Annotated in this window: 22 protein-coding genes and 5 pseudogenes; 15 read left to right on the forward strand and 12 right to left on the reverse strand. The window is 71.9% G+C overall.

All coding sequences use genetic code 11. The annotated features are described in order from the left end of the window. Window positions 1-35: 35 nt before the first annotated feature. The 6 genes and pseudogenes from Pflav_RS40290 to cofC all read right to left on the reverse strand — a co-directional run bounded on the left by Pflav_RS40290 (window position 36) and on the right by cofC (window position 5,683). Window positions 36-958 (reverse strand): annotated as a pseudogene (locus tag Pflav_RS40290) (NUDIX hydrolase). Further along, complete coding sequence (locus Pflav_RS40295; RefSeq protein ID WP_232072485.1) at window positions 913-2,247, reverse strand: CYTH and CHAD domain-containing protein; 1,335 nt, start codon at window positions 2,245-2,247, stop codon at window positions 913-915. The pseudogene Pflav_RS40290 and the gene Pflav_RS40295 overlap by 46 nt, the downstream one beginning before the upstream one ends. A gap of 11 nt (window positions 2,248-2,258) precedes the next feature. Then, window positions 2,259-2,441 (reverse strand): annotated as a pseudogene (locus Pflav_RS46860) (CYTH and CHAD domain-containing protein); the annotation flags it as partial. 9 nt (window positions 2,442-2,450) lie between these two features. Continuing rightward, window positions 2,451-4,730, reverse strand: a complete 2,280-nt coding sequence (locus Pflav_RS40300) for an RNA degradosome polyphosphate kinase (RefSeq protein ID WP_377310091.1) — start codon at window positions 4,728-4,730, stop codon at window positions 2,451-2,453. Window positions 4,731-4,766: 36 nt separating this feature from the next. After that, on the reverse strand, window positions 4,767-4,964 hold the full coding sequence (locus tag Pflav_RS46865; RefSeq protein WP_232072486.1) for a cold-shock protein: 198 nt from the start codon (window positions 4,962-4,964) through the stop codon (window positions 4,767-4,769). Window positions 4,965-5,032: 68 nt separating this feature from the next. Further along, a complete protein-coding gene (gene cofC, locus Pflav_RS46870) occupies window positions 5,033-5,683 on the reverse strand; it encodes a 2-phospho-L-lactate guanylyltransferase (protein ID WP_232072487.1) in 651 nt (216 codons plus the stop codon). A gap of 86 nt (window positions 5,684-5,769) precedes the next feature. On the opposite strand from cofC, the gene Pflav_RS40310 reads away from it, so the two are divergent. The 3 genes and pseudogenes from Pflav_RS40310 to Pflav_RS40320 all read left to right on the forward strand — a co-directional run bounded on the left by Pflav_RS40310 (window position 5,770) and on the right by Pflav_RS40320 (window position 8,628). Continuing rightward, window positions 5,770-6,528 carry a lysophospholipid acyltransferase family protein gene (locus tag Pflav_RS40310; protein WP_173041776.1) on the forward strand — a complete coding sequence of 253 codons (759 nt, stop codon included), beginning with the start codon at window positions 5,770-5,772 and terminating at the stop codon, window positions 6,526-6,528. Continuing rightward, window positions 6,525-7,519, forward strand: a pseudogene (locus tag Pflav_RS40315) (NAD(P)H-dependent glycerol-3-phosphate dehydrogenase). The gene Pflav_RS40310 and the pseudogene Pflav_RS40315 overlap by 4 nt, the downstream one beginning before the upstream one ends. Beyond that, complete coding sequence (locus Pflav_RS40320) at window positions 7,516-8,628, forward strand: cystathionine gamma-lyase (protein ID WP_232072488.1); 1,113 nt, start codon at window positions 7,516-7,518, stop codon at window positions 8,626-8,628. The pseudogene Pflav_RS40315 and the gene Pflav_RS40320 overlap by 4 nt, the downstream one beginning before the upstream one ends. 27 nt (window positions 8,629-8,655) lie before the next feature. On the opposite strand, the pseudogene Pflav_RS40325 reads toward Pflav_RS40320, so the two are convergent. After that, window positions 8,656-9,246 (reverse strand): annotated as a pseudogene (locus tag Pflav_RS40325) (Clp protease N-terminal domain-containing protein); the annotation flags it as partial. Beyond that, window positions 9,246-9,482, reverse strand: coding sequence for a helix-turn-helix domain-containing protein (locus tag Pflav_RS40330; RefSeq protein WP_173041778.1), 237 nt, complete (start codon window positions 9,480-9,482; stop codon window positions 9,246-9,248). The gene Pflav_RS40330 and the pseudogene Pflav_RS40325, both read right to left, overlap by 1 nt. 224 nt (window positions 9,483-9,706) lie before the next feature. Here Pflav_RS40330 and Pflav_RS40335 point away from each other — a divergent pair, with 224 nt between their 5' ends. Beyond that, window positions 9,707-9,967, forward strand: a complete 261-nt coding sequence (locus tag Pflav_RS40335; protein WP_173041779.1) for a hypothetical protein — start codon at window positions 9,707-9,709, stop codon at window positions 9,965-9,967. Here Pflav_RS40335 and Pflav_RS40340 read toward each other — a convergent pair. Next, window positions 9,958-10,548 (reverse strand): protein-tyrosine phosphatase family protein, encoded by a 591-nt coding sequence (locus Pflav_RS40340; RefSeq protein WP_173041780.1) that lies wholly within the window; start codon window positions 10,546-10,548, stop codon window positions 9,958-9,960. The two genes, Pflav_RS40335 and Pflav_RS40340, sit on opposite strands and share 10 nt — an antisense overlap. Before the next feature lie 54 nt (window positions 10,549-10,602). On the opposite strand from Pflav_RS40340, the gene Pflav_RS40345 reads away from it, so the two are divergent. After that, the gene (locus Pflav_RS40345; RefSeq protein ID WP_173041781.1) at window positions 10,603-11,703 is read left to right on the forward strand and encodes a D-alanine--D-alanine ligase family protein; all 1,101 of its coding nucleotides are present in this window, start codon (window positions 10,603-10,605) and stop codon (window positions 11,701-11,703) included. Window positions 11,704-11,926: 223 nt separating this feature from the next. Here the strand turns inward: Pflav_RS40345 and Pflav_RS40350 are convergent, their stop codons facing one another. Then, window positions 11,927-12,490 carry a DUF3515 domain-containing protein gene (locus Pflav_RS40350; protein WP_173041782.1) on the reverse strand — a complete coding sequence of 188 codons (564 nt, stop codon included), beginning with the start codon at window positions 12,488-12,490 and terminating at the stop codon, window positions 11,927-11,929. Further along, window positions 12,491-12,723, reverse strand: a pseudogene (locus Pflav_RS40355) (Lrp/AsnC ligand binding domain-containing protein). Window positions 12,724-12,855: 132 nt separating this feature from the next. On the opposite strand from Pflav_RS40355, the gene Pflav_RS40360 reads away from it, so the two are divergent. The 8 genes from Pflav_RS40360 (at window position 12,856) to recG (ending at window position 19,677) form a co-directional block, all read left to right on the forward strand. Continuing rightward, the gene (locus Pflav_RS40360) at window positions 12,856-13,791 is read left to right on the forward strand and encodes a thiamine-phosphate kinase (RefSeq protein ID WP_173041783.1); all 936 of its coding nucleotides are present in this window, start codon (window positions 12,856-12,858) and stop codon (window positions 13,789-13,791) included. 29 nt (window positions 13,792-13,820) lie between these two features. Beyond that, window positions 13,821-14,240, forward strand: coding sequence for an RNA polymerase sigma factor (locus tag Pflav_RS40365; RefSeq protein ID WP_173041784.1), 420 nt, complete (start codon window positions 13,821-13,823; stop codon window positions 14,238-14,240). After that, the gene (locus tag Pflav_RS40370; protein WP_173041785.1) at window positions 14,183-14,377 is read left to right on the forward strand and encodes an RNA polymerase sigma factor; all 195 of its coding nucleotides are present in this window, start codon (window positions 14,183-14,185) and stop codon (window positions 14,375-14,377) included. Before Pflav_RS40365 ends, Pflav_RS40370 begins: the two co-directional genes overlap by 58 nt. Next, window positions 14,374-14,922: a hypothetical protein gene (locus Pflav_RS40375; protein WP_173041786.1), complete on the forward strand. Its 549-nt coding sequence runs from the start codon at window positions 14,374-14,376 to the stop codon at window positions 14,920-14,922. Before Pflav_RS40370 ends, Pflav_RS40375 begins: the two co-directional genes overlap by 4 nt. After that, the gene (locus Pflav_RS40380) at window positions 14,898-15,464 is read left to right on the forward strand and encodes a hypothetical protein (RefSeq protein WP_173041787.1); all 567 of its coding nucleotides are present in this window, start codon (window positions 14,898-14,900) and stop codon (window positions 15,462-15,464) included. The genes Pflav_RS40375 and Pflav_RS40380 overlap by 25 nt, the downstream gene beginning before the upstream one ends. Before the next feature lie 114 nt (window positions 15,465-15,578). Continuing rightward, window positions 15,579-15,770 carry a 50S ribosomal protein L28 gene (rpmB, locus tag Pflav_RS40385; RefSeq protein WP_173041788.1) on the forward strand — a complete coding sequence of 64 codons (192 nt, stop codon included), beginning with the start codon at window positions 15,579-15,581 and terminating at the stop codon, window positions 15,768-15,770. Between the two features lie 146 nt (window positions 15,771-15,916). Next, window positions 15,917-17,491, forward strand: a complete 1,575-nt coding sequence (locus Pflav_RS40390; protein ID WP_173041789.1) for a DAK2 domain-containing protein — start codon at window positions 15,917-15,919, stop codon at window positions 17,489-17,491. Beyond that, entirely contained in the window at window positions 17,488-19,677 is a 2,190-nt protein-coding gene (gene recG, locus Pflav_RS40395; protein WP_173041790.1) for an ATP-dependent DNA helicase RecG, read from the forward strand. The genes Pflav_RS40390 and recG overlap by 4 nt, the downstream gene beginning before the upstream one ends. A 91-nt stretch (window positions 19,678-19,768) precedes the next feature. On the opposite strand, the gene Pflav_RS40400 is transcribed toward recG, so the two are convergent. Next, a complete protein-coding gene (locus Pflav_RS40400; protein ID WP_173041791.1) occupies window positions 19,769-20,707 on the reverse strand; it encodes an LPXTG cell wall anchor domain-containing protein in 939 nt (312 codons plus the stop codon). 306 nt (window positions 20,708-21,013) lie between these two features. Here Pflav_RS40400 and rsmD point away from each other — a divergent pair, with 306 nt between their 5' ends. Together rsmD and coaD are read left to right on the forward strand one after the other, a co-directional pair. Continuing rightward, window positions 21,014-21,577 (forward strand): 16S rRNA (guanine(966)-N(2))-methyltransferase RsmD, encoded by a 564-nt coding sequence (rsmD, locus tag Pflav_RS40405; protein WP_173041792.1) that lies wholly within the window; start codon window positions 21,014-21,016, stop codon window positions 21,575-21,577. Continuing rightward, window positions 21,574-22,050, forward strand: coding sequence for a pantetheine-phosphate adenylyltransferase (coaD, locus tag Pflav_RS40410; RefSeq protein ID WP_173041793.1), 477 nt, complete (start codon window positions 21,574-21,576; stop codon window positions 22,048-22,050). Before rsmD ends, coaD begins: the two co-directional genes overlap by 4 nt. Window positions 22,051-22,177 lie beyond the last annotated feature (127 nt).

Below are 22,177 nucleotides of genomic sequence, written 5' to 3' on the forward strand. Positions count from 1 at the left end.
CCCGTACCACCGGAACGATCGATCGAGGGACAAGGTCAGTCGGTGAGGCGGTCCGCGCCGGCGAGATGCCGGCCGGCGAAGGCGAGCAGCCAACCCGTGCCCTTCGGGTGACCCAGGCCTTCGCCGAGCCCAGGCCGGAGAGGCGGGCGAGGGCCGGCGGGATCACCTTGCCCTGGCTGGACACGACCACCGCCTCGCACTCGATGGCCAGCTCGGCCAGGCGGGTCGCCGCGCTGATGGCGACGTCGGCCGGATCCTGGCCCGGCTTCGGCTCGTCGAACGCGGAGTCGATCTCGATCGGCAGGTCGAGGCGCGCGGCCAGCGGCTCGACGGTCTGGGTGCACCGGCGGGCGCTGGCGGACCGGATCAGCTCCGGCCGCACCTGGGCCAGGACCGGGGCGAGCGACCGTGCCTGGGCGCGACCGGCCTGGTCGAGCGGGCGGGCGTCGTCCGGCCCGGTCCACGTGCCGCGCTTTCCGGCCAGCGCGTGCCGCACCACGGCGATCACCGCGGTGACGTGGGGGAGGCCCGTGAAATGGCGTAGTACCCGGGCGTCGTGCGGGTACGTCACCACGCGTGCGGCCGTCTCCGGCGAGACCCACCGGATCCGGTCCACCTCCGAGTTGGCGGTGAAGCGCACTGTCGACAGGGCGCGCATCGACCAGAAGTCGACAACCTTCGGCTGACCCTCCCGCCGGTACCGGACCGAGGGCAGGCGAAGCTGCGGCCGCGCGTGTACCCCCGTCTCCTCCTGGACCTCCCGCACCGCGGCGGCCAGCGGATGCTCGCGGGCGTCGAGCTTGCCCTTGGGCAGTGACCAGTCGTCGTAGCGCGGACGGTGCACCAGGCACACCTCGACACCGCCGCGTGCGCCGGGCCGCCAGACGACACCGCCCGCGGCCCGGATGGGGCCTACGGGAGCCAATCTGTCATCCGGGGCTTCGCCGCTCTGCGCCAGGCTTCCGGGAACTCGGCGCGGACCGTGCGGATAGAGGTGCGCTCGCGCTCGAAGAGCCGGCCCGCGGTCACCGCGAGGGCGTGGTCGTCGGGGTCGGACATCGCGATGTCGAGCCACGTCTCGGCGGCGGTCGCGGCATCCTGGTGCTCGCCCAGCAGGTCCTGCACCCCGGCGAGGGCCTTGGCCAGCTCCGGGGCCGCGCCGCCGAGCACGCCAGCGACCGCCTCCACCGCGTACCGGGCGCGCTTGCCGTTGATGCGTACCGCGTGCCACTGCTCGTCCGGCGCGTAGGGGTCGAGGTCGGCAGCGCCGTCGACCCCCTTGGCGCCGAGCGCGAACGTCCGCCACGGCCGGGACACCAGCTTCGGCAGCACGTCGACCGCCCGCTCGTGGGCCAGCGGGGTGAGGTGCGGCTCGCGGGCCGCCGCGACGAGGTTTTCGACGAGCTTGGCGTACCGGTCCGAGCGGAGCCCTACGTCGAGCGCGACGAGGGCCTCTTCGTGCCGGGCCGCGAGGTCCGCGTCGATCCGCGCGACGGACGCCTCCTCGGGCGGGCTGAGCGGGTCGACGGAGGCGGTACGGCGCAGCCGGGCCCGTAGCACCTCGGCATCGCGGGCGCCACCGAGCAGCCCGGCCAACCAGCCCAGCTCGTCGCGGAGCGGCTTGGCCCAACCGCTGTCGACAAGCGGGCCGAACGTCTTGAGGTCGCTGCGCAGCCGCCGGCAGCCGACTCGCATCTGGTGTACGGCGGTGTCGTTGTCGCCGACCGGGGCCCGCAGCCGCACCAGCGGGTCGTGGGTGAGGACCCGCTCGATGCCCTTGCGGATGGCCGCGGTGACCACCTCGCCGGCCCGTGGCTTGCGCGGCAGCTCGCCGGCCCGTACCAGGTCGGGCGGACCGGTGGCGGCGTCGCCGAGCGCGCGTACAAGCTTGGGGGTGAACCCACCGGCCACCGCACCCGCCTCGTGCAACGCCTCCTCGACCCGGTCGAGCAGCTTGCGGCCGCCGCCCTTGCGCTCCACCTCGATCTCGCGGAACTTCGACTGGACCTTGCGATCCTCGAGCACCGAGACCGCGTCGTCGGCGATCTCGACGAGCAGCCGGTCGTCGGCGTCGCGCAGCTCATACGCCCGGCGGACCGTGCGCACCACGGCGGCCGGCTCCAGCTCGGCACCCCGCGAGAACGCGGTGACGAGCGCGAGCAGGTCGGCCGGTGGCGTGCCGGGACCGCCGCCCGGGAGATCTCGTGGCGGACGCCCGGGCTGTCGGACGGCAGCTTGACCGTCCACGGCTCGGCATCGCCCTTGCGGTACCGCAGGGACACCCCGGCCCGCGCCATGCGCAGGTCCGGGGCGTCGTAGTAGGTGGCGGTGAGGGTGACCGACGGCCGCTCCTCGACCCGGCCGCCGGAGGGCAGGCACGGGGTCAGATCGGGCAGCGTGAAGCGCGGCTCCACCTCGTACTTGCGTTCCTCCTCCAGCATCTGATCAGCCTACTCAGTGCGAGTCTTCGATGTCCCCTGCACGCGGCGCAGGAGAGCCTCCTGGAGATGGATCTCGCCCTGCCGGCGGATCCAGGTGCCGTCCGGCCGCAGCTCGAACGCCTCGCACTCGTCGCTCATCGAGAGCTGGATGACGTGGTCGAGCTCGGCGCGGGCGATCGGGTCGGTGACCTGCACCAGCGCCTCGACCCGGCGGTCGAGGTTGCGGTGCATGAGGTCGGCCGAGCCGATCCAGAACTCGGTGGAACCGTTGTTGCCGAACCGGAAGATCCGCGAGTGCTCGAGGAAGCGGCCGAGGATCGAGCGGACCCGGATGTTTTCCGACAGGCCGGGTACGCCGGGGCGCAGCATGCACATGCCGCGGACGATCAGATCCACCTGTACGCCGGCCCGCGAGGCCCGGTACAGCGCGTCCACGACCTCCTCGTCGACCAGCGAGTTCACCTTGATCTGGACGAGGCCGTGGCCGCCGAGGCGGGCGTGCTCGATCTCCCGCTCGATGCGGCCGATGATGCCGGCGCGCACCCCGTGCGGCGCGACAAGCAGCCGCCGGTACGCGGTCTGGCGGCTGTAGCCGGTCAGCACGTTGAACAGGTCGGTGACGTCCGCGCCCACCTCCGGGTCGGCGGTGAGCATGCCGAAGTCCTCGTACAGCCGGGCCGTCTTCGGGTGGTAGTTGCCCGTGCCGATGTGGCAGTACCGGCGGATCTGGTTGCCCTCCTGCCGTACGACGAGCGAGGTCTTGCAGTGCGTCTTGAGCCCCACCAGCCCGTACACCACGTGGCAGCCGGCCCGCTCCAGCGTGCGCGCCCAGCCGATGTTGGCCTGCTCGTCGAAGCGCGCCTTGATCTCGACAAGCACCACCACCTGCTTGCCCGCGGCGGCCGCCTCGACAAGCGCGTCGACGATCGGGGAGTCGCCGCTGGTGCGGTACAGCGTCTGCTTGATGGCCAGCACGTTGGGGTCGGCCGCGGCCTGCTCGATGAAGCGCTGCACGCTCGTCGAGAAGGAGTGGTACGGGTGGTGCACCAGCACGTCGCCGTCGCGCAGCGTGGCGAAGACGCTCCGCGGCACCTCGCCCTCGGCGAAGCGCGGGTGCGTCGCCGGCACGAACGGGCGATCCTTGAGCGAGGGCCGGTCGACCGCGTCGTACATCTGCCAGAGCGAGGAGAGGTCGAGCAGCCCCGGCACCTTGATCACGTCGTGGCTGTCCATGTCCAGCTCGTGCACGAGCGTGTCGAGCATCTGCTCGGACATCGTCGAGGCGACCTCCAGTCGCACCGGCGGGCCGAAGCGGCGCTGCGCGAGCTCCCGTTCCAGCGCTTGGAGCAGATCTTCGTCGCGGTCCTCGTCGACCTCCAGGTCGGCGTTGCGGGTGACCCGGAAGAGGTGGCACTCGACCACCTGCATGCCGGAGAAGAGGTGGCCGAGCTGGGTGGAGATGAGCTCCTCCAGCGGGAGGAAGCGGGCGGCGCGGCCAGTGTTCTCCACCACCACGAAGCGCGGCACGTTGTTGGGCACCTTGACCCGGGCGAACAGCTCGGGCCCGCCGTCCGGGTCGCGCACGGTGACGGCCAGGTTGAGCGAGCGGCTGGAGATGTACGGGAAGGGGTGCGCCACGTCGACCGCGAGTGGGGTCAGGACCGGAAAGACCACCTCCCGGAAGTACGTGCGGAGCCGGTCCCGCTCCTCGCCGTCGAGCTCGGACCAGCCGACCAGCTGGATGCCCTCGGCGGCGAGCTTGGGCTGCACCTCCTCGGCGAAGCAGCGCGCGTGCCGGGCGATCAGCTCGCTTGTCTTCTCCGCGATGAGCTCCAGCTGGGTGCGGAGCGGGATCTGGTCGCCGCCGCGCACCGGCAGGCCCGCCTGGAGGCGGCGCTTCAGGCCGGCGACCCGCACCATGTAGAACTCGTCCAGGTTGCTCGCGAAGATCGCCAGGAACTTGGCCCGCTCCAGCAGCCGCGTGTCCGGGTCCTCGGCAAGGGCGAGCACCCGTGCGTTGAAGTCCAACCAGGAGAGCTCCCGGTTGAGGAACCGGTCTTCGGGCAGCGGGTCGGGCAGTGCCACGGGCTCGTCGCCGGGAGGCGGCCGGTCGGCGCCGTCGGTGCGCGCTTCTGGCGGCTCCGGGGGATTGGTCACCTCCGGTGACGCCTTCGCGAACCGGCCGTCGGAGCCGCGCAGCGGGATGGTCGCGAGCACGGCGCCGGGGGCTCGGCGCTGCTGTGGGGGCTTGGCGGAAGGCGTGTCACTCACGGAAACATCATCACCCAAAACGGTTAACCTGAGGTGAATTTGCCCGGTGTTTGATCATTGGAAAGTCGGCAACGTAAGCCGTGTCACCTGGCCGGACTCGTCACGGTCGATACGTACGCGCTGGCCAAGGCGGAGCAGCCGCAGACCCGACGCGGCGAACGCCTCCGAGGGGTAGACGATCTCCGTGCCGTCATCCAGCAAGAGGGTGCCGGAGCGGGTCTCCGGGTCGTACGTAGCGACGGTGCCTTGCATGAGATCAGCCTATCCGGGGCTGGGGCCTATCTGGTGATCTTGCGTCGCCCCAGCCCGCCAGATAGGTCCTAGGAGGGAGAGCAGCTCGTCGAACCGACGTGGCGGCTCGGGGCCTGCGCCACCTCGGCCGAGTGCGGTCCGAGCCCCAGCCGGATCGCCGCGTCGAGGTCGGCGGCCGTGTCCACGTCGCGGCGCAGGCTCGGCCAGTCGCCGTCCAGCGGAACCGCGCCCGAGCGGCGGTGGGCGGCCGCCGAGCCGGGCCCGAAGCGCGGGTCGAGCCGCACGCCGGCCGGCGCGGTGAGCAGGACCGTACCGGTGCCGGGGGCGTCCGCGACGAAGTGCCGGTCGGGGCCGGACGCCTTGCGCAGCGCCTCGGAGAGGTCGGCCGGGCACAGGGCCGGGAGGTCGGCGGCGAGGGCGGCGACCGGGCGGTGGGCGATCAGCCCCGCGCCGTACTCGAACGCCGCGTTCAGCCCGCTGCCAGGCGCGTCCGGCACCACCCGAGCGCCGAGGGCGGCCAGCGCCCGACCCACCACCGGGTCGTCGGTCACGGCCAGCACCTCGGCGACCTCGGCGCTCGCCAGCACCGCGGCGGTGGTGTCCTGGGCCAGCGCCAGCGCCAGGCGCTCGTGCGGCACGCCGGTGAGCGCTCCCCGCAACCGGCTCTTGGCCGCGGTGAGGCGCTTGACCGGCAGCACCACCCCCCATGTCGTCTCCACGCGACAATCCTGCCAGCGCCCACCCCGGATCGCCGGGACTGGGTGTGGCGGGCCCGTCCCGCTGGCCGTACCCAGCTTCAGCAGGCATGATTTCGCTGCGGGTGTCCGCTGGGGGCGCCGCGAGTGAACCCGGAGGTACTGTGAAACGGCTGGGGCCATTGCGTCGGTTCGTGGTGATCCTGGTCAAGTCGGTCCTCGTACCGATGACCAAGCGGACATGGACCGGGCAGGAGTACATCCCGCGCACCGGCGGGGTGATCCTGGCGCCCAACCACCTCTCCCACGCCGACCCGCTGGTGATGGCGCACTTCGTCTACGACGCCCACCGGTGGCCGCGCTTCCTGGGCAAGGCCAGCGTCTTCAAGGTGCCGGTGATCGGCAAGCTGATCCTGCGGGTGCAGCAGATCCCGGTCGAGCGGGGCACCGTCGACGCGGCGAAGTCGTTGGACGCGCTCACCGCCGCGATCAAGGACGGCGGCGCCGTGATCATCTACGCGGAGGGTACGACCACCCGCGAGCCGGACCTGTGGCCGATGCGGGGCAAGACCGGCGCGGCCCGGCTCGCGCTCACCACCGGCGCCCCGGTGATCCCGATCGCGCAGTGGGGTGCCCAGCAGTTCTACGACACCCGTACCAAGAAGGTCCGGGTCCGCCCGCGCACGCCGATCACGATCGCCGCGGGGCCGCCGGTCGACCTCTCCCGCTGGGCCGGCTCGGAGCCCACCCGCGCCACGCTCGACGAGATGACCGACGAGATCATGCTCCGCGTCCGCGACCTGCTCGCCGACATCCGCGGCGAGACGCCGCCGCCGCTGTGGGCGCCGGCAAAGGGGGAGAAGGCATGACGGCCGCCGCCGTGCTGGGCGCGGGTTCATGGGGTACGGCGTTCGCGAAGGTCCTCGCCGACGCCGGCAACGACGTCACGATCTGGGCCCGCCGGGAGGCCGTGGCAGCCGCCATCAGGGAGTACGGCGCCAACCCCGACTACCTGCCCGCCGTGCGGCTGCCCGAGCGGGTCACCGCCACCTCCGACGCGGGCAAGGCGATCGGCGGTGCCGACCTCGTGGTGCTCGCCGTGCCGTCGCAGACGCTGCGCGGCAACCTGGCCGAGTGGGCGGCGTTCGTAGAGCCCGGTGCGACGCTGATCTCGCTGATGAAGGGCATCGAGCTCGGCACCACCAAGCGGATGAGCGAGGTGATCGTGGAGACCGCCGGCGTCCCCGCCGACCGGGTCGCCGTGATCTCCGGGCCCAACCTGGCCGCCGAGATCGCCGCCGAGCAGCCCGCCGCCACCGTGGTCGCCTGTACCGACCCGGGCCGGGCGGCGCTGGTGCAGCGCGCGGTGACGACGCCGTACTTCCGGCCGTACACGAACGAGGACGTGGTCGGCTGCGAGCTCGGCGGCGCGGTCAAGAACGTGATCGCTCTGGCGTACGGCATCGCCACCGCCATGCGCCTCGGCGACAACACCAAGGCCACGCTCATCACCCGAGGCTGGCCGAGACCGCACGCCTGGGCGTGGCGCTGGGGGCCGACCCGCTGACGTTCGCCGGGCTGGCCGGGCTCGGCGACCTTGTCGCCACCTGCTCGTCGCCGCTGTCCCGCAACCGCACCTTCGGCGAGCACCTGGGCCGGGGCGAGACGCTGGAGCAGGCGCAGGCCGCGACCCGCCAGACCGCCGAGGGCGTGAAGAGCTGCCTGGCGATCCGCGACCTCGCCCATACGCATAATGTGGACATGCCCATCACCGAGCAGGTCGAGCTCGTCTGCCACGAGGGCGTCAACCCGCGCAGCGCGCTCATCGCGCTGATGAGCCGGGAGACGAAGCCCGAATGACCTCCGAAATGAGCTACGGGGACGGCACCCGGTCCGTCCACGCTGGACTGCCGGAGCCAGAGCCGGGGCAGCCGTTCCTGCCCGGCCCGGTCTTCGCCGCGCCGTACCATGTGGACCCCGACACCGGCCCCACAAAGGACGGCTACGGTCGCCCGGACAACCCCACCCGCCGCCGGTTGGAGGACGCGATCGGCGAGCTGGAAGGCGGCCAGGCACGGGTCTTCGCGAGCGGGCAGGCGGCCATCACGGCGGTACTGATGACCGTGCTGCGCCCCGGCGACACGGTGCTGTTGCCCTCCGACGGGTACTACACGGTGCGCTCGTTCGCCGCCGCCACGCTGGAGAGCCTTGGCGTGCGCGTGTCCTATGTGCCCACCGCCGGCCCGTACCCGTCCCTCGACGGCGTACGGCTGGTGCTGCTGGAGACCCCGTCCAACCCGGGACTCGACATCTGCGACGTGGCCGAGGTCTCGGCGGCGGCGAAGGCGGCGGGCGCACTCGTGGCCGTGGACAACACGGCCGCCACCCCGCTCGGCCAGCGCCCGCTGGACCTGGGCGCCGACATCTCGGTCGCCTCCGGCACCAAGGCGCTGACCGGCCACTCGGACCTGCTGCTCGGGTACACCGCCACCCGCGACGCCGGCCTGGTGGAGCGGATCACCACCTGGCGTTCGCAGACCGGCGCGATCCCGGGCGCGTTCGACGCGTGGCTGGCGCACCGCTCGCTGGCCACATTGGACCTCCGCCTGGCCCGCCAGTCGGCAAACGCGGCGGCGGTCGCGACCGCGCTCGCCGCCCGGTCCGATGTGGAGCGCGTACGCTGGCCCGGCCTGCCGGACGACCCGTCCTATGTGGTCGCCGAGCGCCAGATGCGCCGCATCCCCGGGCTCGTCTCCGTCGACCTCGGCTCCGCCGAGCGGGTGGCCGCCTTCCTCAAGGCCGCGCAGCTGGTCTTCGCCGCCACGTCCTTCGGCGGCCTGCACACGAGCGCCGACCGCCGCGCCCAGTGGGGTGACGACACGACGCCGGGCTTCCTGCGCATCTCGTGCGGCATCGAGGACACAGTGGACCTGGTGGCCGATATCACCGCCGCCCTCGACGCCACCTGACCACCAGATCAGTCAGGCGGCGCGGTCCATCGCGTCCAGCACGTGCCGGCGCAGGTCTTCAAGGCGCAGTCCGGCGTTGGTGAGCACCATCGCGGCCAGCCCGTCGCCCTCGCGGATCAGGCCGAGCAGGATGTGCTCGGTGCCGATGTGCTTGTGCTTGAGGTGCAAGGCCTCGCGCAGCGACAGCTCCAGGACCTTCTTCGCCCGCGGGCTGAAGGGGATGTGCCCGGGGCTCGGCGTCACTGGCGGCCGCACGCGGCGGAACAGTCCGCGCCGCAGCGGCGGAAAGGCCGGTGGCGGCTCCAGCGCGCCCTCGCCGAACGTTTTCTCGACCTCTTCCCGCACCGCGTCGAGGTCGATGCCGATCGACCGCAGCGCCTCCGCGTCGGCCGCGCCGAGCGGGTCGCGCCGGCTGCCGATGGCGGCCCGCACGTCGGCGCCGACCTGCTCGGGGAGGACGCCGGCGTCGCGCAGGACGGTCGCGGCCAGGCCGCCGCTCTCGCCGAGCAGCGCCAGCAGGATGTGCTCCGTCCCGATGTACCGATGGTGCAGCTCGCGTGCCTCGACCTGGGCGCCCTTGACCACGTCCCGGGCCCGATCGGTGAACCGCTCGAACATCACGCCTCCCGCCGTGCGCCCACCGGCGGCCGGCCGGCGTGCTTCTTGTGGACTGCCTGCTTGGTCACGTCGAGCGCGTCCGCGATCTCCTGCCAGGACCAGCCCTGCCGCCGCGCGTTGTCGACCTGTAGGACCTCGAGGGTCTCCAGCAGCCGGCGGAGGGCCAATACCGCGCGGAGGCCGACCCGCGGGTCGGTGCTGCCCGCCGCCGCGGCGAGCTCGGTAGCCTCGCTCACGGCCGTCCTCGCTTCGCTGCGGGCGGCCGCGAGGCTCGAAACACGCGGCGCCTTCCGATTCGCTCGCTTCGCTCACTCATGGCGTCAACCTACGTTGACAACTCCGCGTCTGTCAACCTTGGTTGACGCAAGGTTGGCTGGTCCGCAGCAAACTCACAGCTCACCCACAGGTCGGCCTAGCGCGGACTCCCTACCCTTGGCACATGAGGCGCCACCTGAAAGGCATGTTCTTTTCTATGCTCGCGGCCAAGCTCGGCCGCATCCTCCACCGCCGCGGCCACTCCACCGCTGCCCGCTACCTGGAGCAGGAGCTGCACCGCCGGGGCGGCCACGGCCATGGCCAGGGGCACGGCTACGGGCACGGCTACGGCGCGGGATCCGGCCACTACGGCTATCACGGGCATTATCGCCCAAAGGGTGGACACGGGCACTACGGATACCACGGTCACTACCGCCCGAAGCGGAAGGGACGCCGCTACTGGTGACCCGCCCGGCTGACGGTGGCGCTTTCGATGCCGGGCATCCTCGGGCGAGGCGCCACCAGCCGGCCAGGCCAGGCGTGCTCCCGGTAGCACGCGTGCGCCGCCGCGAAGTCGAACAGCCACTCCCGCTGGGCGGCGGTGTCGGGCACCTGTACACCGCGAGCGTTCGCGATCAGATAGAGGGCGTGGGCCGGCCGGGCGCCCAGCGTGACGAGCGTCGCAGCGGCGAGTAGCGTCGCCCGCCCGATTCCAGCGAAGCAGTGGGTAACCACGAAGCGCCCGGCGCGCACGTGCGCCGCCAGCCGGATGGCGAGGTCGATAGCCGCGGGACCGGGCTCGGGCACGCCCCGGTCGGGGATCGGGAAGGGGATGAAGATGATGCCAGCGGCCTTGGCCGCCTCCCGCTCCTGGGTGAGGGCGAGACGGTCGGACTCTTCCGAGGTCAGTGCGGAGACCAGCACGTCGACGTCGGCGTGCACCAGAGCGGACATTTCGTCCTCCAGCCAGTCGCCACCGCGGGGGTGCGACATCGTCGCCAGCCGCCCTGGTCCGTGCCATTCGATTACGTGGAGTGTCGGTCTCATGGACTCCTCGCTCCTTGAGCGCGAAAGCCGCCCACTCAGAGTAGGGTCACCCGCGTGAGCAGCCCAGGTAAGACCCGCGTAGCCCTTATCTTCGGCGGACGCAGCACTGAGCACGCCATCTCGTGCGTGAGCGCGGGCAGCATTATGGCCGCCCTGGACCCCGGCGAGTTCGAGGTCATCCCTGTTGGGATCACCCGAGCCGGTCAGTGGGTGCTCACTGCCGGTGACCCCGCACAGCTGGCCATCGCCGACCGCCGGCTCCCGGAGATCACGCCGGAGACCGGACGAGCGGTCGTGCTACCCGCCGATCCTACGGCCAATGGTCTCATGGTGCTCGATGCGACTGCCGGCCCCCAGGCACTTGCTGGCGTCGATGTCGTGTTTCCGGTACTACACGGGGCGTATGGGGAGGACGGCACGATCCAGGGCATGCTGGAGATGGCCGGCATTCCGTACGTCGGGGCGAACGTCTTCGCCTCCGCCGCCGCCATGGACAAGGAGTTCACCAAGAAGCTCGCGGCCGCCGAGGGCATCCCGGTCGGGCCGTACGTGGTGCTCCGCGCCGGCGACTCGCTCTCCGAGGCGGACAAGGAGCGGCTGGGGCTCCCGGTCTTCGTCAAGCCCTCCCGCGCCGGCTCGTCGTACGGCATCTCCAAGGTCAACAGCTGGTCAGAGCTGGAGGCGGCCGTGACCGAGGCTCGCCAGATCGACCCCAAGGTGCTTGTCGAGGCGGCGATCGTGGGCCGCGAGATCGAGTGCGGCGTGCTCGAGGCGGAGACCGGCGGCGCGCCCGAGGCATCGCTCCTCGCCGAGGTACGGGTCGTCTCGGGCCACGAGTTCTACGACTTCGAGGCGAAGTACCTCGACGACTCCTGCGAGTACGACATCCCGGCCGGCCTGCCCCCGGAGGTGACGCGCCAGGTCCAGGACTACGCGTGCCGCACCTTCACCGCGCTCGACTGCGCCGGCCTGGGGCGGGTCGACTTCTTTGTCACGCCCGAGTTCGACATCTACCTCAACGAGATCAACACGATGCCGGGCTTCACGCCGACCTCGATGTTCCCGCGCATGTGGGCCGAGACCGGCCTGGAGTACCCGAAGCTTGTGAGCCGCCTCATCCGCACCGCCCTCAACCGCGGCACCGGCCTCCACTAGAGAGCTGGGGTGGCCTCGGCGTCTTGGTCGCGGATAAATATCCAAAATCAAGGAAGTCGAGCTGCCGCGATGTCCGCGGTGGTCCAGACCGTCGCTCCCGCGGCCTCACCCTTCGCGGTCCACAGGCCAAACCCCGGCGAGCGCGAAGACAGGGGCGGTAGTGCTTTGGGGAAATCTGTTGCTGCCATAGCGACCACAAGTCTCCCCAAAGGGTGCCCAGCGGTCAGGGGCCGCAGCCGGTTGGGATTTGCTTGAGTGACGGGACCGCGGCGATCACCGGGTCGGAGAAGGCGATCGTCCACTGGCCGGGCTGGTCGTACTGCTTGGGCACCGTGACCCGCACCGGCACCTCGCGGTCCACTGTGGTCCACTCCGTGGCGCCCTGTCGGTCGGCGGAGTGCCAGCAGACGCGGCTGAGCGGGTACACGAGGTCGGTGGGCGGGATGGCCGGCATCGTCACCCCGCAGGAGACGGTGATCGCCGGGTCGCCGTAGGCGGCGTTCTGCTCAGGGCCCTCGGTGACCGGCCGCTGGTGCAGGTCGCGGATCGAGGCGGGCAGCCGGGACAGCAGCGCGCGGCAGACCGTCGCCGCCCGTGTGGAAAGCTCCGGCGCGGGCATCGCGACCGGCGTGGTGGACTGCGGTCGGGGCGCGGTGGGGCTCGGCTCGGCGGCAGGGGCGCTGTCGCCGGGTCGGATGGTGAGGAGGACGAGCAGCGCGACGATTAGCGTCAGCGGCACCGCGACAACCGTCGCCCACAGCGCCGCCTGGCGGGTGGTGCGGTCCATTTATAAGCGCACCACCGAGCAGGTGAGCGTGCGTGTGATGCCGGGCACCATCTGCACCTTGCTGACGATCATCTTGCCGAGCTCGTCGACGGTGTGGGCTTCGGTGAGCACCACCACGTCGTACGGACCCGTGACGGCGTCGACCCGCACAACCCGGAGACATCCTTGATCGCCGCGGCCACGTCACGCGCCCTTCCGACCTCGGTCTGGATGAGGATGTACGCCTGGACCACGATCTGCCCCCTCTCCGCCGCAGCCAGCGGCTCGACCGTGAAGCCGCAGCCAGCGGCCCGACCGTGAAACTACCGTACGGAGCGGAAGTGGGATCGTCCGATGGTGTACAGGCGAGCGAACTAGGGGGCACGGTGAGTGTGGCGAAAGCCGGTGAGTTCGGACTGATCGCCCGGATCACCGCGCGCCTACCGGCTGGCCAGAGCACCCTGCTCGGCCCCGGCGACGACGCGGCGGTGGTCAGGGCGGCCGACGGGCGGGTCGTCGCATCCACCGACGTGCTGGTGGAGGGGCGGCACTTCCGGCGCGACTGGTGTACGGCGCAGGACGTGGGGCACCGCGCCGCCGCCGCCAACCTCGCCGACATCGCCGCGATGGGCGCCACCCCGACCGCGCTGCTGGTCGGGCTCTGCGTCCCGACCAACCTCGACGCCCGCTGGGCCGAGGAGCTGTCCGACGGGCTCGGCGCGGAGGCCGCGCTCGTGGGGGCCGCGGTCGTGGGCGGCGACATGTCCGGCAGCCCCACGCTCACCATCGCGGTGACCGCGCTCGGCGACCTCGGAGGGCTGGCGCCCGTCGTGCGTACGGGGGCACGGCCGGGAGACGTGGTCGCCATGTGCGGGCGGCTCGGGTACGCGGCAGCGGGCTACACCGTGCTGTCCCGCGGCTTCCGCACGCCCAAGGTGCTCGTGGACGCGTACCGGCGTCCGGAGGTGCCCTACTCCGCCGGCCCGGAGGCGGCCGGGCTCGGCGCCACCGCCATGATCGACGTGTCGGACGGACTGCTGGCCGACATCGGACACGTGGCCAAGGGCAGCGGTGTCGCGGTCGACCTGCGGCGGGACGCGTTCGAGGTGCCGCGGCAGATGCGTGATGCGGCACACGCGCTGGGCGTCGACCCCTACACGTGGGTGCTGGCCGGTGGTGAGGATCACGCGCTGGTGGCCACGTTTCCGCCAGGGTTGGCGCTGCCGCCGCGCTGGCGGGTGGTGGGCGTGGTGCGCGAGGGGTCAGGTGTGACCGTGGACGGCAGGCCGTTCCGGGGCCCGACCGGCTGGCAACATTTTTAGGCGCCTTTGGGGAACACGGGGTGCGCGGCGTGGCAAGTACGGGCATGACGACGCCGACGTCCCCCGTGGCGATCGATCCAGCTGATCTCGCGGGGGTGTTCGACCGGTACGCCAGGGACCTGCTGCGCTACTGCACACGACGAGTGGGTGAACAGGTCGCCGAGGACGTGGTGGCCGAGACCTTCCTCGTCGCGTACGAGCAGCGCGACCGCTACGACGCCAGCCGGGGCGAGGTGTTGCCGTGGCTGTACGGCATCGCCACCAACCTGCTGCGTCGCCACCGCCGTACCGAGATCCGCGCGCTCCGGGCACTCGCCCACGTCGACGGGGATCGCGGGTGGCGGAGGGACCAGCACAGCGCGCCACCGAGCGGGTGGACGCCGAGCGGGCGGTGGAACGGCTCTCCGCCGTACTCGCGAAACTGCCAAGGCGGCAGCGCGATGTGCTGATGCTCTACGCGGTGGCCGAGTTGGAGTACGCCGAGATCGCCGCGGCCCTGCAGATACCCCTCGGATCGGTCCAGTCGGCACTGCACCGCGCCCGCACCAAGGTACGGGCCGCCCTCGCCGAAGGAGACGCGCGATGAACCGCGACGATTCAGACATCCTCGCCGTGCGGGACCTCCCGCCCGGCCTACCCGAGCCGACCGACGAGTCGGTCAGTCGCACCTGGTACCGGATCACCGCCGCGGGCCGCCCGGCGCGGACCCGTACCCCCTCCCGGATCCTCGTCCCAGCGATGGCGGCGACCCTTGTCGCGGGCCTGGTGGTGGGCGGCGCCCTGCTGTTCCGTCCCGGAGCCGGGCCGATGGGCTTCGGGGCGCCGTCCGGAGAAACGCCGTCCGAGGAGAAGACCTCGGAGCCCAACCTGACGCCCGCGTCGCCCGAGACGGTCGCCGTCCTGCAGAAGCTGGCCGAGGCCGCCGCGAGCAGTCCGGCCGCCGCCAAGGTGCGGCCCGGGCAGTACATCTTCGTGCGGCACGACGGGTGGGCCGCGTCCTTCCGGGCGAACGCCGGCGGTGGTGCCAAGTCCGACGGCAGCGGCACCGAGGCGACGCCCCAGGAGGCGACCTTGGGGAGGGCACGCTCGAGCCGCAGATACGGGAGATGTGGTTCGACCCGCAGGGCATGATCGCCGAGTCCATCACCGACGGGAGCGACGAGATGGGCGTCGATCCGGACCGCACGCGGGCGATGTTCGAGCAGGACGGCCCCAGCTTCAGGCAGCCGACACCGGAGTGGGTCGCCGGGTTGCCCACCGATCCCGAGCAGCTCCTCGCCGAGCTGCGCGACTTCGTCGGCGAGGGTGGCGCCTGGTCCACCGACCACGCGGTGTGGAGCACGATGCAGGAGTTCTACCTGAACACGGACCTGCTGCTGGGGCCCGAGCTGCGGGCGGCGCTGCTCCGGTCGTTCGCCGGCCTGCGGGGCATCACGTTCAGCGATGTCAGCATCGACGGCCGGCAGCTGGTGGCCGTACGGCACACCGAGCGGGGCAACGGCGACGAGATCCTATTCGACCTCGCGACGGGGGTCGCGGTGGGCCGCCGTTCGGTGGCGGCGGGCTCCGGCGTGACGATCTCCGCACCGCCGGAGGCCCCGAAGCTGGACCCGGGCGTGGGTTACCAGGCCACGTGGACCCAGAAGGTGGTCGACGCGGTCGGCGACCGCTGAGCCGGACCCCGCAGGGCCCGATTGGCTCGTCACGCGGGGGATCGGCTACCCTGGTCAGGTTGCCCGGATAGCATCCGCTGGCGACATCGTGATCGACAATCCCAGGAGTGTTCCGTGGCTAGCGTGTGCGACGTCTGCGGCAAGGGGCCGGGCTTCGGCCACAACGTGCCGTGGTCCAAGAAGAAGACCAAGCGGCGCTGGGACCCCAACATCCAGACCGTGCGCACGCCGGCAGGCGGCGGCACCACCCGCAAGATGCAGGTCTGCACCTCCTGCATCAAGGCGGGCAAGGTCGTCCGCGCCTGAGGCGCGGCCCTTACCAAGGCTCTTCCGTAGCCGCCGGATCGATCCGATCCGGCGGCTACGTCTGTGCCCGCCGCAGCCCGCAAAGACCCACCAGATAGGCCCGAGAGTTCGCGGCGGGTGTCGGTCGGCGACAGTAGGCTCATCGCGTGCTGGAGACGTTCGACGCGGAGGCGGTACGCCGGTGGTGCGCCGCTGGGCTCGAGTCGTTGCGCCGGCACCAGCACGAGATCGACCAGCTCAACGTCTACCCGGTGCCCGACGGCGACACAGGCACCAACCTTGTGCTCACCTTCGCGTCGGCGCAGCAGGCCATCGCCAATGACGCGGCGGGCGGCGGTGAGGTCAGCGCCGCTGTGCTGCGGCTCATGTCGCGCGGTGCGCTGCTCGGCGCGCGGGGCAACTCGGGTGTGATCGTCTCGCAGCTGTTGCGCGGGATGGCCGACGCGCTCGACGGCGAGACCAAGATTCGCGGGCGGGCCCTCGCCGGGGCGCTTGTCGAGGCCGCTCTGACGGCACGGGCGGCGGTGGCCAAGCCGGTCGAGGGGACGATCCTGACCGTGGCCTCGGCCGCCGCGGAGGGGGCCACGGCGACCGGGTCCGACGATCTCGACGCGGTGGCACGTTCGGCGGCCGGAGCTGCCGCTCGCGCGCTGGACCGCACCCCCGAGCAGCTGCCCGCGCTGGCCCGCGCCGGCGTCGTCGACGCCGGTGGGCGGGGCCTCTGCGTGCTGCTCGACGCGCTGCTCGCGGTGGTCACCGGCGAGGAGGTGACGTCCGCGCCGGTCGCCGTCCGCCGCCCGGTCACCGCCGCGCGCGAGACAGGATCTTCTGAGTACGGGTATGAGGTGCAGTACCTCCTCGACGCCGACTCGGCCGCCGTGGATCGGTTGCGGGCGAGCCTGGCCGGCCTGGGCGACTCGCTCGTCGTGGTCGGCGAGGAGCCAATGTGGAATGTCCACGTCCACGTCAACGACGTCGGCGCCGCCATCGAGGCCGGGGTGGAGGCGGGGCGGCCGTACCGGATCACGGTGACCCGGTTCGAGGACCAGACCGGGCCACCCATCGACCCCGACGGGCGGGGTGCGGTCGTGGTCGCGGCCGGGCCGGGGCTTGTCGAGCTCTTCGGCGGTGAGGGGGCGCGGGTCGTCGGGGCCAACCCCTCGACGGCCGAGATCCTCGACGCCGTGTTCGCCACCCGGGCCGGGCGCGTGGTGGTGCTGCCGGATGACCCCGACACCCAGGCGGTGGCCGGTGCGGCCGCGCGGGAGGCGCAGGCGCGGGGCGTGCGGGTGAGCGTGGTGCCCACCCGCTCGCCGGTACAGGCGCTGGCCGCCCTCGCCGTCCGAAACGCCGGCCGGGGCTTCGAAGACGACGTGATCGCGATGGCCGAGGCGGCGGGCGCCTGCCGGTACGCGGAGGTCTGCTACGCCAGCCGCGAGGCGCTCACCGTGGCCGGCCGCTGCCGCCCCGGCGACGTGCTCGCGCTTGTCGAGGACGAGGTGCACATCATCGGTACCGACCTCGCCCAGACCTGCCGTGACCTGCTCGACCGCATGCTGGGCGGGGGCGGCGAGCTGGCCACGCTGCTGCTCGGCGCCGACGCGCCAGCCGGCCTCGGCGACGATCTGAGCGACCACCTCGGGCGGCAGTGGCCGTTCGTGGAGGTGCAGGTCTACGACGGCGGCCAGCCCACCTACCCGCTCCTTGTAGGAATTGAATGACCGACCTCGACACGCCACTGACCAAGGTGCTCGGTGCGAATACGGCCAAGGCCCTCGCCGCCCACCTCGACCTGCACACGGCGGGCGACCTGCTCTACCACTTCCCCCGGCGGTACGACGAGCGCGGCGACCACACCGACATCCGCTCGCTGGAGGTCGGCGAGGACGTCACCGTGATGGCCCAGGTACGGGTCACGAACCGCCGCCGCATCCGGGGTGGCGCCGACGAGATGCTCGAGGTGACGGTCGGCGACGGGGCGGGCGGCCAGCTGATGCTGACGTACTTCGGGCGCCGCCAGGTGTGGCGGGAGAAGGAGCTGCGCCCGGGGCGGTGGGGACTGTTCGCCGGGAAGGTGACCGAGTTTCGGGGCAAGCGACAGCTCAACAGCGCGCAGTACGTGCTCCTGTCCGACGAGGGTGAGGCGTCCGAGGAGATCGAGGAGTTCGCCGGCGCGCTGATCCCGGTGTACCCCGCGGCCGCCAAGGTTCCAACGTGGACGATCGCGCAGTCCGTGGGCGTCCTGCTGGAGGTCGTGACCCCGCCGGAGGATCCACTGCCCGGCGGCGTGCGCGCGCAGGGAAACCTCGTCGGCATCGCCACGGCGCTCCGGGAGATCCACCGGCCGTCGTCCAGGGAGGAGCTCTACAAGGCGCGGCGGCGGCTCAAGTGGGACGAGGCATTCGCCGTGCAGCTCACACTCGTACAGCGCAAGCACCGGGCCGCCTCCTGGCCGGCGCGGCCCAGACCGCGGCAGGAGGATGGGCTGCTCGCCGCGTTCGACGCCGAGCTGCCGTACGAGCTGACCGACGGGCAGCACACCGTCGGCGAGGAGATCGCCCGCGACCTCTCCACCGCCCATCCGATGCACCGGCTGCTACAGGGCGAGGTGGGGTCGGGCAAGACGCTCGTCGCCCTGCGCGCGATGCTCCAGGTTGTCGACGCCGGCGGCCAGGCCGCGATGCTGGCGCCCACCGAGGTGCTCGCCGCCCAGCACTACCGCGGCATCGCGGAGCTGCTCGGCCCGCTCGGCCGGTCCGGCGAGCTCGACTCGGCCGAGCGCGCCACCCGGGTCACGCTCGTCACCGGCTCGCAGGGCGCGGCGGTACGGCGGCGGGCGCTGGAGGAGATCGCGAGCGGCCAGGCGGGGATCGTGGTGGGTACGCACGCGCTGCTGTACGAGGGCGTCGACTTCGCCGACCTCGGCCTGGCCGTGGTCGACGAGCAGCACCGGTTCGGCGTGGAGCAGCGCGACGCCTTGCGCACCAAGGGCGAGCAGCCGCCGCACGTGCTGGTGATGACCGCGACGCCGATCCCGCGCACGGTGGCCATGACGGTGTACGGAGATCTGGAAGTGTCCACACTGTCCCAGCTGCCGCGGGGCCGCTCGCCGATCGCGTCGCACGTGGTGCCGGCCGCGGAGAAGCCGGCGTTTCTGGAGCGCGCCTGGAAGCGGATCCGCGAGGAGGTGGCGGCCGGCCACCAGGCGTACGTGGTGTGCCCGCGCATCGGCGACGCCTCGTCCGGCTCGTCCGATGAGGACGCTCCAGTAGAGACGGACGATGACGGGCGGCGGCCACCTGTCGCGGTGCTCGACGTGGCGCCGCTGCTGTCCGAGGGCCCGCTGCACGGGCTGCGGATCGGTGTGCTGCACGGCAAGCTGCCCGCTGACGAGAAGGACATTGTGATGCGGGCGTTCGCCGGCGGCCAGATCGACGTGCTGGTGGCGACGACGGTGGTCGAGGTCGGCGTCAACGTACCCAACGCGACGGTCATGGTGGTCCTCGACGCCGAGCGGTTCGGCGTCTCCCAGCTGCACCAGCTCCGCGGCCGGGTCGGCCGTGGCTCCGCGCCCGGCCTGTGCCTGCTCGTGACCGAGGCACCCGAGGGCACCCCCGCCCGCGAGCGCCTTGACGCCGTCGCCTCCACCACCGACGGCTTCCGGCTCGCGGAGATCGACCTGGAGCAGCGGCGCGAGGGCGACGTGCTGGGCGCGACCCAGTCCGGCCGCCGCTCACACCTGCGGCTGCTGTCGCTGCTGCACGACACCAAGCTCATCAACGAAGCCCGGATCGAGGCGATCTCCCTCGTGGGGGACGACCCGGAGCTGGAGCGCCACCCCGCACTGGCCGCCTCGGTGGCGGCGCTGGTGGACGAGGAGCGCGCGGAGTACCTGGAAAAGGGCTGATCCCCGGAGCGACCGCCCCCGCAAACGGGGCGGCCCGCGACGACCGGGGGTGTCGTCGCGGGCCGCGGAGGGGTGGAACGCGGTACTGAGATCAGGCGCTGAAGGTCATCCGTCGCCGGCGAGCGATGTAGAAGAGGGCCACGCCAGCGGCCAGCAGCACCAGGGCGCCACCGGCGATGCCGCCGACCGCGACGCCCGTCTTGGGCAGCGAACCGCCGCCGCCACCGGGCGCGCACTCCTCGGGCTGCTCCCAGGCGACCGGGTCGAACTCCTCGCCCTCAGCGGACGGGGTGACGGTCAGGCCCTCGGAGGCCGGGAACTTCGCCGACTTGGTCTCGCCTGGCTCCACGACGAGCGTCTGCGGCTCGCCCGTGCTCGGCGTGAACGTGATGGTCACCGTCTCGCCGTTCTCCGGATTGATGACCGTGAAGATGAACTCGTCGCAGGTCGCGACGATCTCGCCCTCTGGCTCACCCGGGACCGAGGCCGACGGCGTCGGGGTGGGCGTCGTAGCGGGGGGCGTCGTTGCCGGCGGCTCGGTCGTCGGGGGCTGAGTCGCGGGCGGCTCGGTGACCGGCGGAGCGGTCGTGGGCGGCACAGACGGGCCGCACTCGCCCTCGAGCTCCACGGTCTTCGTGGTGGGCTTCCACTGCTTGTACCCGTTGTTCCACGCGGCGCGGACGGTGAGCGAGGCCGAGGTGGCGTCCGCGGGCAGCTTCTGCTCGCCGACCACCACGTCGCCCACCGCGTACGGGTACGCCGGGTCGGCGTCCTCGGCGGTCACCGCGATGCCCTCGACCGCGGCCGGGGTGGCGTCGGCCTGGATCAGCTTGAAGTGCGTCGCCTTCGGCGGCGTGTCCTCGCTGCGCACCTTCCAGGTGACGATCCACTCGCCGCTGGGGCAGGCGAACTCCGCCTCGATCGCCGTGTGGTGGGCGCTGGCGGGAGAAGACAGGGCGATGCTCGCGGCGAGGCCGGCAACGGCCGCTCCGATCACGGCGATCGGTCGCCGCAGCTTGCTACGGTTCACGCGTACTCCTGAACGATGGGGGCTTCTCAGGGCGCGGCCCGGGACTAAAGGCATGGCACAGCCGGCCGCGGCGAGAATCCAGCCGCGGCCCTTCCGACGCCTCCCCAGGTCGTCGTGCCGGCATAGACGCTGCCGGCACAGCGCCCGACCTTAGCGGTTCCTGAAGTGGCGCAGAGGAATTGATGCCGAACTAAGCATCCCGTTGTGAACTTGTGATCTTCGATTGCCGCAGTGAGACAGGATAGTGCCTGTGTGTAGTGGAGTGACTGGTGTGACTCGGGTGCCGGGTAGCGTAGCGTCACTCCCATGACCCGCATCGTGGCCGGCGCGCTCGGCGGCCGCCGGATCGTGGCGCCGGCCGGTGACCGCACCCGACCCACGTCCGACCGGGTCCGGGAGGCGCTCTTCAGTGCGCTGGAGTCGATGGTCGAGCTGGACGGGACGCGGTTCGCGGATCTGTATGCGGGCTCGGGCGCGGTCGGCCTCGAGGCGCTCTCCCGGGGCGCCTCGCACGTGCTGCTGGTGGAGTCCGACCCCCGGGTCGCCCGCGTCGTCCGGCAGAACATCGCGGCGCTCGGCGTCGGCGGCGCCGCCCAGCTCGCCACCGCGAAGGTGAGCGGTGTGCTGGCCGCCGGGCCGCAGGACGGCGGTTACGACGTGATCTTCGCCGACCCGCCGTATGCGGTACCCGAGGAGGAGGTCACCGCCGTGCAGGTCGCGCTCGTCGACGGCGGCTGGCTGGCCGCGGACGCCGTGGTCGTTATCGAGCGCGCCACCCGCTCCGGGACGTTGACCTGGGTGAAAGGAATCACCGGCGAGCACAGCCGACGATATGGGGAGACGACGCTTTGGTACGGTCGCCGATCGTGAGACGTGCGGTGTGTCCCGGCTCCTTCGACCCGGTCACCAATGGGCACCTGGACATCGTCGGCCGGGCCAGCCGGCTCTTCGACGAGGTCATCATCGGCGTGTTGATCAATCAGGCGAAGACCGGCCTCTTCACCGAGGACGAGCGCATCGAGATGCTGCGCGAGGTCACCAAGGGGTACGACAACGTGCGGGTCCTGGCGTTCCGGGGGCTGCTTGTCGACTTCTGCCGAGCGAACGACGCCGCCGTGGTGGTCAAGGGCCTGCGCGCGGTGAGCGACTTCGACTACGAGCTCCAGATGGCGCAGATGAACATCGGGCTCGCCGGCGTGGAGACACTCTTCATGCCGACCAACCCGCTCTACTCGTTCCTCTCGTCGAGCCTCGTCAAGGAGGTCGCGAAGTGGGGTGGCGACGTGTCGGCCCACGTGCCGGACATGGTGGCGGCCCGCCTGGCCGAGCGCCTGGCGACCTGACCGCGGGCGCTGCCGTTAGCGCCCGCCGTCCTCGTCGCCGCGCTCCTCTTCTCGGCGGTCACCGCCATGGGGGCGACGCGCCCGGCGGACAAGCAGTGGGCGTACCTTTCGTCCCAGGGCCGCATCA

Origin of the sequence: Phytohabitans flavus (assembly GCF_011764545.1) — a bacterium.
Lineage (GTDB): Bacteria > Actinomycetota > Actinomycetes > Mycobacteriales > Micromonosporaceae > Phytohabitans > Phytohabitans flavus.